Origin of the sequence: Streptomyces ureilyticus (genome assembly GCF_011045025.1) — a bacterium.
In the GTDB taxonomy this organism is placed as follows: domain Bacteria; phylum Actinomycetota; class Actinomycetes; order Streptomycetales; family Streptomycetaceae; genus Streptomyces; species Streptomyces ureilyticus.
This window is the reverse complement of record NZ_JAAKZX010000105.1, coordinates 1-13,487: the sequence shown is the minus strand read 5'-3', so window position 1 is coordinate 13,487 and position 13,487 is coordinate 1. Positions and strand designations below refer to the sequence as shown.

The window sequence follows — 13,487 nt, the reverse complement described above, 5'->3', positions numbered from 1 at the left end:
CGAAATCGTTGACAATCTTGTTCGGTTACCTCTACGGTCGACAGGCACTCACTCAGGGAGAGACCGTGGCGAACGAGGCCAGGCCGAGCAGCGGAGAGCAAGCCAAGCAGCACGCGCTGGCGCGGCTGCGGCAGGCGATCCTGCGCGGCGAGATGTCACCGGCCCAGCGGCTGGTGGAGAACGAACTCGCCGAGCAGTTCGGTGTGACACGGGCCAGTGTGCGCGCGGCACTGATCGATCTGGCGGCCGAGGGGCTGGTCGAGCGGATCCCCAACCGCGGCTCACGGGTCCGCCTTGTCACGGTCGAGGAAGCGGTCGCCATCACCGAGTGCCGCATGGTCCTCGAAGGGCTGTGCGCGGCCAAGGCCGCCGTCGAGGCCACCGACGACCAGCTGACCGAACTGGCCGACCTCGGCACGGCGATGAGCAAGGCCGTCGCCGACGGTGAACCCATGACCTACTCCGGGCTCAACCAAGAACTGCACGCCAAGATCCGCCAGTTCTCCGGCCAGCAGGTCGCCGGGGAACTCCTGGACCGTCTCAACGCCCAACTGGTGCGCCACCGCTTCCAGCTCGCGCTGCGCCCCGGACGCCCCCAGCAGTCCGTCAACGAACACCTGGCCATGATCGAGGCGATCAGGTCACGGGACCCCCAGGCGGCCGACGCGGCCGCCCGCGCCCACCTCGCGAGCGTGATCGACGCGTTGCGCGAGGGAGATTGACGGCGATGACGACCGGCGGGCCCGACGAGGTGCGCTGCATGCTGATGCGCGGCGGCACCTCCAAGGGCGCCTACTTCCTGGCCGGTGACCTTCCCTCCCAACCCGCCGTACGCGACGACCTGTTGCTCCGCGTCATGGGCAGCCCCGATCCGCGCCAGATCGACGGGCTCGGCGGCGCGCACCCCCTGACCAGCAAAGTGGCCGTGGTGTCGGCTTCGGCCGATCCCGCCGTGGACGTCGACTACCTGTTCCTCCAAGTCGGCGTCGAGACTGGCGAGGTGTCCGACCGTCAGAACTGCGGCAACGTGCTCGCCGGAGTCGGCCCCTTCGCCGTCGAGCGCGGGCTCGTCGCCGCGGCGGACGGCGAGACGTCCGTACGGATCCGCATGCTCAACACCGGGGGACTGGCCATCGCGACCTTCCCCGCCCCGGGTGGACGTGTCGACTACACGGGCTCCGCCGAGGTCTCCGGCGTGCCGGGCACCGCCGCTCCCGTGGTCATCGAGTTCCCGCCGGACGGCAGCCCCTTGCTGCCCACCGGGAGTGTGCGCGACACCGTCGCCGGCATCCCGGTGACCTGCGTGGACAACGGCATGCCGACCGTACTGATCGCCGCCTCCTCCCTGAAGATCACCGGCTACGAGGACCCGGAGGACCTGGAGAAGGACCTGGCCCTCGGCGGCCGGCTCCGTGAAATCCGCCTGGCGGCGGGCCCGTTGATGGGCCTCGGCGAGGTTGAGGGCACCACCGTGCCCAAGCTCAGCCTGCTGGCCCCGCCCGTACACGGCGGCGCGGTGATGACCCGCACCTTCCTCCCGGTCCGCTGCCACACCTCCATCGGCGTCCTGGCCGCCGCGAGCGTCGCCGCCGGGCTGCGGATCGAGGGCGGCGTCGGCCAGGACGTTGCCGAACTCCCGGCGGCGGGGGAGCGGTTGAGGATCGAGCACCCCACCGGGTTTCTCGACATCGAGGCCGGCGTCGACGCCGGGGGCCCGCGCCCGGTGGCTCGCCGGACGGCTGTCGTACGCACCGCACGGAAGATCTTCGACGGCACCGTCTTCGCCCGCCCGGCCGGCATCGCGTCCCGTTCCTGACCAACTCCCTTTCCAAGGAGCCCCGATGACACCGCCCCTCGGAGACATCGCCCACGTCGGACACGTCGAACTCCTCACCCCCGACCTGGACCGCAGCCTGGCCTTCTTCACCGACTACCTCGGCCTGACCGTCAACGGTGAACGCGGCGACTCCGTCTGCCTGCGCACCTGGGACGACTACGAGCACCACAGTCTGGTCCTCACCGCGCACGAGACCTCCGGCATCCGCCGCACCGCGCTGCGCACCTCCAGCGAGGAGGCCCTGCAGCGCCGGGTCAAGGAGTTGGCGTCCGCGGGCCACGAGGGCCGCTGGACCGAGGACGAGCCCGGCCTCGGCCCGCTCTACGTCACCACCGATCCCGACGGCCACGAGATCGCCCTGTACTGGGAGTCCGAGTGGTACCAGGCCCCTGAGGCCCTCAAGCCGGGCCTGAAGAACCAGCCCCAGGCCAAGCCGGGCCACGGCGTGGCCGTACGCCGTCTCGATCACGTCAACTACCTCGCCGCCGACGTCGCCGCGAACGCCGACTTCCAGCAACACGTCCTCGGCGCCCGCCCGACCGAGCAGATCCGGCTCGACACCGGCAGGATCGCCGCGAAGTGGCTGACGTTCACCAGCAAGTCGTACGACGTCGTCTACACCGAGGACTGGACCGGCTCCCGCGGCCGCCTGCACCACATCGCGTTCGCCACCGACACCCGCGAGGACATCCTCCGCGCCGCCGATCTCGCCCTGGACACGGGCGTGTTCATCGAGACGGGCCCGCACAAGCACGCCATCCAGCAGACGTTCTTCCTGTACGTCTACGAGCCGGGCGGCAACCGGGTCGAACTGTGCAACCCGCTCACCCGGCTGGTCCTCGCCCCGGACTGGCCCCTGATCACCTGGACCGAGGAAGAGCGGAAGAAGGGCCAGGCCTGGGGCCTGAAGACCATCGAGTCCTTCCACACGCACGGCACGCCACCGGTGGACTGACGACGCGAGCCCAACTCCTCACCGCTTCCTACGCGTTGACGGCCCGCCGCACATGGTCCGCGATCAATGCGTAGACCGGCCGGGCGGCCTCGGCGTCGTTGAGGTCGTAGCCGTGGTCGGCGGCGGGGACGAGGCGGTGCTCGGCCAGTGCGCCGGCCTTGTCCAGTCGCGTGGCGTACCGCTCGCCCTCTGCGCGCAGGAGGTCGTACTCGGGGGTGATGACGAGCGCCGGGGCGATACCCGTGAGGTCCGCGGTGTCCGCCGGGTTGGCCGGAGAGACCAGGCGGTCGGTGCGTCGGTCCGGGTCCGGCACGTACGCGCTGTCGAAGATCGCGGCCATCCACGGGCGCAGCGTCGGCTTGTCGATGGCGGCCTTCTTGTCCTTGGCGCTCGTCGCGAGGTCGAGCGGCGGATAGTGGAGGACCTGGAGCGCGATCGCGGGCCCACCGGCCCCAAGGGCCTGACGCGCCACCGCCGCCGCGAGACCGCCGCCGGCGCTCTGCCCGCCCACGGTGAGACGGCTGCCGTCCCAGCCGTGTTCGCCGCCGTGCGCCGCCACCCAGCGGACGACCTCGTACGCCTGCTTCGGCGGGGCGGGGAACGGGTGCTGTGGGGCGACCGCGTAATCCACGTTGACCACGGCCACGCCCGCCTCCGCGGCGAGGTAACGGCACAGCGCGTCGTCCATCTCCGCCCCCGGCAGCACGTATCCACCGCCATGGAAGTTGACGTGGACCGGCGGGAGTACGCCATCCTCGACCCTGGGCATGTACACCACGACCGGGGCCCGAGCTATGGACGTCGGTACCGTCAACTCGCGGACGTCGCGCGGAAACTCGGGAAGCCGTGCACGCCACGAGGCCGCGGAACCCCGCCCACTGGAGCGCCGGCTCGCGAGTCCGAGCAGACGCTGCATGGTCTTCGCGGCGAAGGAGGCCACCGCCGGCCTGGCCAAGAGGGACATACGGCTCCGTTCCAGGACTGTTCCTCGTCGAGTTCTTGTCGAGGCCAATCATCAGGTTTCCTGGCGATCGATCGATGGGGGCGATAGTAGCCGTGGACGCCGTGGAACGACATCGCCGGGGACCGGTCCCGTATGCCCGCGGGCACACTGGCGCCGGGGTGCGCGGCGGAGGGGGACGCGCACCCCACCCGACCGACTCCCCGACACCGAGAACACAGATGGAGGCCACCATGGACCAGCTCGCGAGTCTGGCGCGCGGTGTCGCCGAGGCCAGTCCAGGCACCCTGCACGCGCGCTCACTGACCGGCGGCATCAGGGTCCCGCCACGACCGGGCCTGACGATCTGCTTCGGCCGCGGCGAGGACCCTGACGTGGACCTCGCGGTGGGCGAGGACGACCTGCGGGTCAGCCGCCGGCACGGCGAACTCACGTACCGCGCAAGCCAATGGTGGCTGCGCAACACCGGACAGCAACTCGTCCGCCTGCCGCACGGCCGCCTGATGCACACCAGCACCGAACCCATCCCCCTCGCACCCGGCTACACCCCGCTGTTCGTGAGGGGCTCGGGCTACCGGGAGCACCTGGTCGAGCTGTATGTGACGAGCCACGACGCCCCCGGCCTCGTACCGCGCCGCCAGGCGAGCACCCTGAAGCCGCACATCTGGCCGCTGTCCGAGGAGGAACGGCTGCTGCTGGTCGTGATCGGCCAGCACTACCTGTTGTACGAGGACGGCCCGCGCCCTCTGTCCTACCGGCGGGCCGCCCGCCTGCTGGAGTGTCTGCGACCGGACGACCACTGGACCGACCGCCGCATCGAGCACAAGATCACGGAGGTCCGCAAGCGCCTCCACGACGGTGGCTTCCCCTATCCGCTGATACACGACAAGGACTCCGGAGCACCCACCGACAACAACCTCCTGCACAACCTCCTCAGGGGCCTGGTCGAATCGACCACCCTCGTGCCGCCGGACCTGGACATGATCGACTAGAAGCAACGGGAGAGGCTGGCACTTGCTGGGTTCTGATCCAGCAAGGCATTGCAGATGCTAGGCGGAACGGCTTAATCTGGCGCACATGCAGTCCTACACCATCGGGCAGGCGGCCCGGCTGCTCGGTGTCAGTGCCGACACCGCGCGCCGCTGGGCGGACGCCGGCCGCATCGCGACGCACCGCGACGAAGGCGGCCGTCGCCTCGTCGACGGGCGTGATCTGGCCGCGTTCTCCGTCGAGCTCGCGCAGAGCGGCACCGGTGAGGAAGAGCACCCGTACACCTCGGCGCGCAACGCGTTCCCCGGCATCGTCACCGCCGTCAAGCTGGGCGATGTCGCGGCCCAGGTCGAGATACAGGCGGGCCCGCACCGTCTGGTCTCCCTGCTGACCCGAGAGGCCGTCGAGGAGCTGGGCCTGGAGGTCGGTATGCAGGCCACCTCCCGCGTGAAGTCGACCAATGTGCACATCGACCGTGCCTGATCACTCGCAGGCGACGGCCCCCGGCGCCTCCCCTCGCCCTCGCAAGGAGCCCCACGGCATGTCCCTCCTCCGCCCGGGGCGCCGCGCCGCCGCCGTACTCGCCGCCGCCGCCCTGTTCGGCTCGCTCGCCGCCTGCGGCGACGATGCCAACACCGAGCAGACAGCCGGTAGTTCGGACTCGGCCGACCTCACCGTCGTGGCCGCCTCCTCCCTGACCGACGTCTTCAAGGGCGCAGGCGCGGCTTACGAGAAGGCGCACCCGGGTACGCAGCTGACCTTCTCCTTCGCCGGATCGCAGGAACTGGCCGCGCAGGTGAAGCAGGGCGCCCCCGCCGACGTACTCGTCACGGCCGACACCCAGACGATGGACGGGCTGAAGGCCGACACCGGCATGCCGACCGTTATCGCCAAGAACCGCCTGGTCATCGCCGTGGGCGCGGGAAACCCGAAGAAGATCGCGGGCCTTGAGGACCTCGCGGACAGCAAGACAAAGGTCGTACTCGCGGCACCCGAGGTGCCGGTCGGCCGGTACAGCAGGCAAGTCCTGGCCGACCGGAACATCACGGTGAAACCGGTCTCCGAGGAGCCCAGCGTCCGCGCCGTGCTCAGCAAGGTCGAACTCGGCGAGGCGGACGCGGGCATCGTCTACAAGACCGACGTGGCCACGGCACCCGACAAGACCGACGCGATCACCATCCCCGACGACCAGAACGCCATCGCCTCCTACCCCGCCGCCACCCTCAAGGAGTCACAGCACTCCGCGGCGGCCACGGCCTTCGTGAAGTGGCTGTCCTCGCCGCAGGCCCAGCAGATCTTCCGCACCGCGGGCTTCGAGAAGCCGTGACCATGTGATGAGCCGTGACCAGTTGATGAGCCGTAGCCAGTCATGAGAGTTGTCGGCCGCGCCGAGCGGGGCCCCGCGATCAGCCGCACCCGCTCCTCCCGTACGCCCCTCACCCTCGCCCTCCCCGCCCTGCTCGCCATCGCCTTCCTGCTCCTCCCGCTGGCAGGCGTCCTCGCCCGTACCGACTGGGGCGAGCTGGGCGGGCATCTGACCAGCCCGGGCACCAGCGAGGCGCTGAAGCTCTCCCTCGTCGTCTCCTTCTGGTCGCTGGGCCTGTCGCTCGTCCTCGGCGTTCCGCTGGCCTGGCTGCTGGCGCGCGTACCGTTCCCCGGCAAGGCCCTCGTCCGTTCGCTCGTCCTGCTGCCGATGGTGCTCCCGCCCACCGTCGGCGGCGTCGCGCTGCTGCTCGCCTTCGGTCGGCGCGGGCTGCTCGGGCCCTGGCTGGAGGACACCTTCGGCATCACGCTGCCGTTCCACACCTCGGGCGCGGTCGTCGCCGCCACGTTCGTCTCGATGCCCTTCCTGGTGATCAGCCTCGAAGGGGCGATCGCCGGACTCCGGCCGCGTTACGAGGAGACCGCCGCCTCCCTGGGCGCCTCGCCGCTACGGGTCTTCCGCACGGTGACGCTGCCCATGGTGGCCCCCGGACTCGTCGCCGGAGCCGCGCTGACCTGGGCCCGCGCCCTCGGCGAGTTCGGCGCCACCATCACCTTCGCGGGCAACCTTCCGGGCTCGACGCAGACCCTGCCCCTCCAGGTGTACCTGCTGCTCCAGGAGAACCCGCAGGCCGCGACCTCCGTCTCGCTGCTGCTGCTCGCCATCGCCATGGCGGTCCTCGTCGCCCTGCGCGGCCGCTTCACGGGTACGCCGGGCAGCGCCCGCCCGTATCCGCCCAAGCCGCCTGCGGACGAGGGGAGTTCACCCGCGGACACCCCCGCTGTGTACAAGGACGCCGCCCCGGACCGTGAACGCTGGTCCCTGCACGCCGAAGTCACCGGTTTCACTCAGCTCGTCCTGGACGCGGCCCCCGGCACCACCATCGCCGTGGTCGGCCCCAACGGTGCGGGCAAGACCACCCTGCTGCGAGCCCTGCTCGGCCTGACCCCCCGCGCCCACGCCGCTCTGCGCCTCGGCAACACCGACGTCACCCCGCTGCCCCCGCACCGCAGGGCAGTCGCCTGGGTCCCGCAGGACGGCGCGCTCTTCCCGCATCTGACCGCACTCGCCAACACGGCGTACGGCCCCCGCGCCCACGGCGTACCGCGCGCCGAGGCCCGCCGCGTCGCGCAGGACTGGCTCGACCGGCTCGCGGTGGGCCACCTCGCGCACCGTAAACCGGCCCAGCTCTCCGGCGGCCAGGCCGGGCGGGTCGCCCTGGCAAGGGCCTTGGCCGTACGCCCCCGGCTCCTCCTCCTCGACGAACCGCTCGCCGCACTCGACCAGACCACCCGCGCCCAGGTACGGCACACCCTGCGCCGTCACCTCGAAGGCTTCGGCGGGGTCTGCCTGATCGTCACCCACGACCCCGTAGAGGCGGTGTCGCTCGCCGACCGCGTACTCGTACTCGACGAGGGCCGCGCCGTCCAGGACGCCCCGCCCGCCGAGGTCACCCGGCATCCCCGCTCACCGTGGGTGGCCCGCATGCTCGGCCGCAACGCCTGGCCCGGCACGGCGACCGCCGATGGTCTCCAACTCGCCGACGGCGGAGGACGGTTGGTGATCGCGGACCCGCTGCCGACGGGCACGGAGGCCCTCGCGATCATCGCCCCCGAAGCGGTCGCCGTCCATCGGGACAGACCCAGCGGCAGCCCCCGCAACGTCTGGCCCGGCACGGTCCGCGAGATCACCGCCACCGGCAGCAGACTGCGCGTACTCATCACCTCCGACCGGGCACCGGACGTGATCGCGGAGATCACCCCACAGGCCGCCACCGAACTAGGCCTCGCGGACGGGGTGCCGGTATGGACGAGCATCAAGGCGACGGAGACGACGGTCGTGGCCCTGTGATCCCGGCCGGGGGATCACGGCAGGGGCGGCGGAGGAGAGGAAGCCTTCGACAACCCCACCGCGCACACCTTCAACTCCGGCTGGAACGACACCGGATCGACCGCGTCACTGGTCACCGCGTTGATGCTCAGGCAGTCCCCGAAGAGATCGTTCCAGTGGAAGGGCGCGAAGCAGGACCCCGGCCGGACCCGGTCCGTCACCACGGCGGGCAGCACGGCCCGCCCGCGCCGTGAGGCGACTTCGACCGCGTCACCGTCGCCGATGCCCAACTCCCGGGCGTCCTGCGGATGCAGCTCCACGAACGGCCGGGGGTTGAGCTTGTTGAGCTTGGCCACCTTCCCCGTCTTGGTCAGCGTGTGCCACTGGTGCTGCAGCCGCCCGGTGTTCAGTACGAAGGGGAAGTCGTCGTCGGGCATCTCGGCGGCCGGGATGTGCGGCCGGGCGTGGAACACCGCCCGCCCGCTCGCCGTGGGAAAGGAGAGCTTCCCGTCCCCGTCCACGTACCGGATCGGATTCCGGTCCGGTCCCTCCTCCCGCGCGGCCGGCCACTGCACCGACCCCGTCCGAAGCCGCTCGTACGTGACGCCGCGCAGATCCCACCCGGTCCTCGGGTTCCAGGCGCGCTTGATTTCCTCGAAGACGTCCTCCGCGCTCTCGTACGAGAACCCCTTCTCGTACCCCATCTCGCAGGCCACCCGCGCGATGATCCGCCAGTCCGCGAGTGCCTCGCCGGGCGGGTCCGTGGCGGGCGAGGCGAGGGTGAGATTGCGTTCGCTGTTGATGAGGACGCCTTCGGTCTCCGTCCACAGGGCGCCGGGGAGTACGACATCGGCGTACGCGTTGGTCTCGGTCTCGGCGAAGACGTCCTGCGTGACGACGAACTCTGCGGCCTCCAGCCCTTCGATGACGGTCCTGCGATGGGCGACCGAGGCGACGGGGTTGGTGCAGATGATCCAGCAGGCTTTGATCGCGCCGTCCGCCATCTTCCGGAACATCTCGACGGTGCCCCGCCCGACGCCGTCCTTCCGGAGCGTGTCCGGGGGCAGCTCCCACAGCTCCTCGACGAAGGCACGGTCCTCGTCGACGAGAACGGACCGCTGCCCCGGCAGACCCGGCCCCATGTAGCCCATTTCGCGGCCGCCCATGGCGTTCGGCTGCCCGGTGAGCGAGAAGGGGCCAGAGCCCGGGCGGCAGATGGCACCGGTCGCGAGATGCAGGTTGACCAGGGCGTTGGTGTTCCATGTGCCGTGCGTGGACTGGTTGAGGCCCATGGTCCACAGGCTCATCCACTCGCCCGCCCGGCCGATCAGCGAGGCGGCTTCGCGGATGTCGGCCTCCGGGATCCCGGTGATCTCGGCGACGGTGGCAGGCGGATAGTCGGCGAGGAAGCCGGGCATCGCCTCCCAGCCCTCGGTGTGCGCGGCGATGAAGACGGGGTCGGTGTGGCCGTTCTCGTACAGGAGGTGCAACAGCCCGTTCAGCAGGGCGAGATCCGTACCCGGCTTGATCTGCAGGTACAGGTCGGCCTTCTCGGCGGTGGCGGTACGCCGCGGATCGACGACGATGAGCTTCGCGCCCGCCTTGACGCGGTCCCTCATCCGCAGGAAGAGAATCGGATGGCAGTCGGCCGTGTTCGAGCCGATGACCAAGAAGACGTCGGCCTTCTCGAAGTCCTGGTACGAGCCGGGCGGGCCGTCGGCGCCCAGGGACAGCTGGTAGCCGGCGCCCGCGCTCGCCATGCAGAGCCGGGAGTTCGACTCGATCTGGTTCGTCCCTACGAAACCCTTGGCCAGCTTGTTCGCCAGATATTGGGCTTCCAGGCTCAGCTGCCCGGAGACGTAGAGGGCGAAGGCGTCCGGACCGTGCTCGTCGATGATCGCGCGCAGCCGCCGCGCGGTCTCGGCGATCGCCGCGTCCACGGGCGCGGGCACCGGCTCCGCACCGCGCTCGTCCCGTACGAGGGCGGTGCCGAGCCGCCCGGGCGCGGCGAGCATGTCGGCCGTGGTCGTGCCTTTGGAGCACAGCCGTCCGAAGTTCGCGGGGTGCGCCTTGTCGCCGGACGCCTTCAGGACCGTTCGCCGCCCGTCGGGGCCCCTCCCGATGTCGAGGACCATTCCGCAGCCGACGCCGCAGTACGAGCACACCGTCCGCACCTGTGTGCTGCTGCTCTCAGGGCTCTGTGCGGCCACGGCGGGCCCCTTCTGGTCGGTGTCCGGCGGGCTGTCCCGTGTTTGATGCGGAGCCCGGCGCTAGTTGATACGCAGCCCGGTGCTTGAGCGTTTAATGACTGACCGCCGACCGGCGCTGGAAACGTGATGTGCGGCACGACCGGGTCGCGGACCGTGTCGCTGTTGGGCCGAACGGGTGAGCATGCGCAAGAATTGCCCGGTGCAGGCAATCAGTACGAGTCAGGTCGGGGGGAGCCGGTGAACGGCTACGACGTCACCGATGAACAGTGGGAAGGGCTTGCCCAGGTCGTCCCGCTGCGCGGCCGCGACGCCTGGCCTTCGGCGGTCGACCACCGGTCGATACCCGATGCGGACACCGAACCACGCCGCCGTTTCGTCGTGCTCCGCGTCAATGTCTTCGGTGACGCGCGCGAGGTCGCCGAGACGCTGATGGCCGGTGTCCCGGTCCTCCTCGACCTCACCAGCGCCGAACCGGACGTCGCCAAGCGCGTACTGGACTTCAGTACGGGCGTGGTCTTCGGCCTGGCGAGCGGCATGCACCGCGTCGAGCGGAACGTGTTCCTGCTCACCCCGCCGGGCACCGAAGTGGCCGGTCTGATGGAGGGCGCGGGAATCCCCGGCGCCTGACGATCACGTGCTTGACCTGCTGATCCCTCGATCGTAGGAAGGTCTGCCGGGCGGAACGGTTCGGCAGCCCGCCGGAAGCCTACGGTCCGCATATGACCGTGCCATCCCAGAGCGCCGCCGCGGATGCCGATGCCGTGCCTGCCGCCGACGCCGCTTGTGGCGGGGCGGCCTGCCGGGAGCGGCGGCCGAGCGTCACCGCGCTGCGGCTCTCGGCCTTCGCCACACACCGGCGCGCGGAGTTCCCGCTCGGCCCGCTGACCCTCTTCGCGGGGCCCAGCGGCAGCGGCAAGAGCAGTGCGCTGCGGGCTTACGAGGCGCTGGCGCGGCTGGGTGGCGGGGCGTCGCTGGCCGAGGTGTTCCCGGATCCTGCCGCCTGCGTTCCCGAACGGGCCCGGCCCGACGCCGGACGGCGACGTGGTTTCCGCATCGGCTGTACGGTCGACGGCCCCGCGGGAGTCGTACGGCTCGACCTCGCGGTGCAGGCCGAGCCCGAACTCCGCATCGCCGGCGAGCGGTTGACGACCGGCGGAGTAACCCTGCTGGAGACGGCCCTGCGCGACCCGAACCGTCCCACCGTGCAGGCCGCCTGGCACACGGCGGGCTCGTCCCCCGTGACCCGAGCTCCGCTCCCCGACGACCGGCTCGGCACCGCGCTGCTGCCGCTGCGCGTGTCCGGCCGGACGGACGGCCAGCGCCAAGTCCTCGCCGCCGCCGAGCAGATGGTGGTCGCCCTGCGCTCCGTCTTCGCCTGCGACCCGGTACCCCGGCACATGCGCGCGCCGGTGCCGCTCGGCGCTGGACGCCTGCTCCCCGGCTGCGACAACCTCGCCGAGGTGCTGTGGCGTACGCGGTCGGAGTGCGGACGGCGGCACGGGCTGCTGGTGGCGGCGGTACGGGACGGGTGTGCGGGCCGGGTCGTGGACGTACTGGCTGAGCATGTGCCGTTCGGCGCCGGACAGGGATCGGTCACGGTGCCGACGGCTCGGGCGGCGGTCCAGGCCGTCCGAGCCGTCCGGGCGTCACCGGCGGTCCGGGCGGTGCTGGACCGGGGCGACGGGCTGCGGACGCCACTGGGACTGCTGGGGGACGGGCAGTTGAGGTACCTGGCCCTGGCCCTGGTGCTGCTCACCGGGCCGGGTGTGCTGGAGGTCGACACGGCGGGGGAGGTGCCCGAGGCGCTCCAGACCCTCACGGTTCTGGCCGACGGCTTCGACCGCGATCTGGACGGGCGCCAGCGGGACCAACTCGTACGGCTGGCGGCGCGGATGTGCGAGCGCGGGCACATCCGGCTGGTCGGGGCCGTGAGCGACGCGTCCTGGGCCTCGGGCGTGGACGGGGCCACGGTGGTACACCTGAGCCGTGACCGGACTTGATGTGGCCCAGCTCCAGCGCAGACTGGCCGAGTTCGCGGCGGCGCGGAACTGGCAGCAGTACCACACCCCGAAGAACCTGGTCGCCGCGCTCAGCGTCGAGGCCTCCGAACTCGTCGAGATCTTCCAGTGGTTGACGCCGGAGGAGTCGGTCCGGGTGATGTCCGACCCGACGAAGGCGCCCCGCGTGACGGACGAAGTCGCGGACGTCCTGGCGTACTTGCTGCAGCTGTGCGAGGTGCTCGACATCGATCCCCTCGCGGCACTGTCCGCGAAGATCGACCGGAATGAGGAGAGGTTTCCGGCAGAGGAGTCATAACCTCTCTCTCATCACTCTCCGGAGTCATTGAGTTGTCCACAGTCGAATTATTGTCCACAGATTTCCGGCTTCCTCTGGCCTTTTGACCCAAGGGGGTTCACTCTGGGTAGTGGCAGGCGGAGTTCGGGCAGGCGTGTGAAGAGCGCGTCGGGACAGACGAGGACAGCGCATGGACGCGGTGCGGCTCATCGGTGCGAGCAGATGTGCCCTGATGGGAAGTGAGGACGCGCGGGGCATCATGGCGGAGGCCTGCCAGGCACAGGCCCTCGCCCAGGCGATAGGCAGTCGCCTGGCGATGCTCGGCCCTCCCGAATTACGGGGCGAGGCAGTGGGGTTGACCGAGCTGGCGGCCAGAGGCTGCGGCGTCCTGGACGTGCCCCTGCCGAGAGGCGGCACCCTGCGTGCCGCGCAGTTGACGGAACTCGGCGATGCCCGCCGGGCCCTCGTCGACCTCGGCGGCCTCCTTGGGGAGGTGGGCATCGCCCTCGTGGGCATCGCGTCGGCGGCGGATGAGGAGGCGATGTACTGGCAGTGCATGGAGGCGATCGACGCGGCGGACGAGTCTCGCGACAGGGTGTTGGAGATGTTGCGGAGGTTGGCGGTGCGGGATGAGGCTGAGCAGGAGCGGGGGTCGGCGGCGTAGGGGGTTTCACCCCCGCCGCCCTTACCCGTCCCATCCCGGGGCCAGCCCCGGGCCCCGCTGGGGGCTGCGCCCCGACCCCGCATCGGCGGGGCCTCGTCCTCAAACTCCCCCAGCTACCGCTGGGAGGTGCCCCCAGACGGGCTGATTGATGCGGGCCTGCGCTGCAAAGTTCCGCCTGGGCGGCGGAATCTCCGCTGCGGAATTCGGCCGGGGCCGCGAACAATCAGCCCGTCCGGCGTTTGAGGACCGGGGGTCCGGGGGC

General features: G+C 70.9%; 13 protein-coding genes. 11 read left to right on the top strand and 2 right to left on the bottom strand.

All coding sequences use genetic code 11. The annotated features are described in order from the left end of the window. The first annotated feature begins 65 nt into the window (after positions 1 to 65). The 3 genes from G6048_RS28120 to G6048_RS28110 are packed head-to-tail and all read left to right on the top strand — an operon-like array spanning position 66 to position 2,792. Complete coding sequence (locus G6048_RS28120) at positions 66 to 722, top strand: GntR family transcriptional regulator (protein ID WP_165342390.1); 657 nt, start codon at positions 66 to 68, stop codon at positions 720 to 722. Positions 723 to 727: 5 nt separating this feature from the next. Further along, positions 728 to 1,816, top strand: a complete 1,089-nt coding sequence (locus G6048_RS28115) for a 4-oxalomesaconate tautomerase (RefSeq protein ID WP_165342389.1) — start codon at positions 728 to 730, stop codon at positions 1,814 to 1,816. Between the two features lie 25 nt (positions 1,817 to 1,841). Beyond that, positions 1,842 to 2,792 (top strand): catechol 2,3-dioxygenase, encoded by a 951-nt coding sequence (locus G6048_RS28110; RefSeq protein WP_165342388.1) that lies wholly within the window; start codon positions 1,842 to 1,844, stop codon positions 2,790 to 2,792. A gap of 28 nt (positions 2,793 to 2,820) precedes the next feature. On the opposite strand, the gene G6048_RS28105 is transcribed toward G6048_RS28110, so the two are convergent. After that, positions 2,821 to 3,756 (bottom strand): alpha/beta hydrolase, encoded by a 936-nt coding sequence (locus G6048_RS28105; RefSeq protein WP_165342387.1) that lies wholly within the window; start codon positions 3,754 to 3,756, stop codon positions 2,821 to 2,823. Between the two features lie 230 nt (positions 3,757 to 3,986). Here G6048_RS28105 and G6048_RS28100 point away from each other — a divergent pair, with 230 nt between their 5' ends. From G6048_RS28100 to G6048_RS28085, 4 genes are all read left to right on the top strand, one after another. Continuing rightward, positions 3,987 to 4,745 carry an FHA domain-containing protein gene (locus G6048_RS28100; protein ID WP_165342386.1) on the top strand — a complete coding sequence of 253 codons (759 nt, stop codon included), beginning with the start codon at positions 3,987 to 3,989 and terminating at the stop codon, positions 4,743 to 4,745. Positions 4,746 to 4,830: 85 nt separating this feature from the next. Further along, complete coding sequence (locus G6048_RS28095; RefSeq protein WP_165342385.1) at positions 4,831 to 5,226, top strand: TOBE domain-containing protein; 396 nt, start codon at positions 4,831 to 4,833, stop codon at positions 5,224 to 5,226. Positions 5,227 to 5,284: 58 nt separating this feature from the next. Beyond that, positions 5,285 to 6,070, top strand: coding sequence for a molybdate ABC transporter substrate-binding protein (gene modA, locus G6048_RS28090; RefSeq protein WP_165342384.1), 786 nt, complete (start codon positions 5,285 to 5,287; stop codon positions 6,068 to 6,070). Positions 6,071 to 6,112: 42 nt separating this feature from the next. After that, complete coding sequence (locus G6048_RS28085) at positions 6,113 to 8,077, top strand: ABC transporter permease (RefSeq protein WP_165342383.1); 1,965 nt, start codon at positions 6,113 to 6,115, stop codon at positions 8,075 to 8,077. 14 nt (positions 8,078 to 8,091) lie between these two features. On the opposite strand, the gene G6048_RS28080 is transcribed toward G6048_RS28085, so the two are convergent. Further along, positions 8,092 to 10,266, bottom strand: a complete 2,175-nt coding sequence (locus tag G6048_RS28080) for a molybdopterin oxidoreductase family protein (RefSeq protein ID WP_328827178.1) — start codon at positions 10,264 to 10,266, stop codon at positions 8,092 to 8,094. Positions 10,267 to 10,503: 237 nt separating this feature from the next. Between G6048_RS28080 and G6048_RS28075 the strand changes: the two genes are divergently transcribed. The 4 genes from G6048_RS28075 (at position 10,504) to G6048_RS28060 (ending at position 13,225) form a co-directional block, all read left to right on the top strand. Continuing rightward, positions 10,504 to 10,893 carry a cell division protein SepF gene (locus G6048_RS28075; protein WP_328827176.1) on the top strand — a complete coding sequence of 130 codons (390 nt, stop codon included), beginning with the start codon at positions 10,504 to 10,506 and terminating at the stop codon, positions 10,891 to 10,893. A 92-nt stretch (positions 10,894 to 10,985) separates the two neighbouring features. Then, the gene (locus tag G6048_RS28070) at positions 10,986 to 12,266 is read left to right on the top strand and encodes an ATP-binding protein (RefSeq protein ID WP_235990415.1); all 1,281 of its coding nucleotides are present in this window, start codon (positions 10,986 to 10,988) and stop codon (positions 12,264 to 12,266) included. Continuing rightward, positions 12,253 to 12,582: a nucleotide pyrophosphohydrolase gene (locus G6048_RS28065; RefSeq protein ID WP_165342382.1), complete on the top strand. Its 330-nt coding sequence runs from the start codon at positions 12,253 to 12,255 to the stop codon at positions 12,580 to 12,582. The genes G6048_RS28070 and G6048_RS28065 overlap by 14 nt, the downstream gene beginning before the upstream one ends. A gap of 169 nt (positions 12,583 to 12,751) precedes the next feature. Continuing rightward, a complete protein-coding gene (locus G6048_RS28060) occupies positions 12,752 to 13,225 on the top strand; it encodes a DUF6099 family protein (RefSeq protein ID WP_165342381.1) in 474 nt (157 codons plus the stop codon). The last annotated feature ends 262 nt before the right edge of the window (positions 13,226 to 13,487 follow it).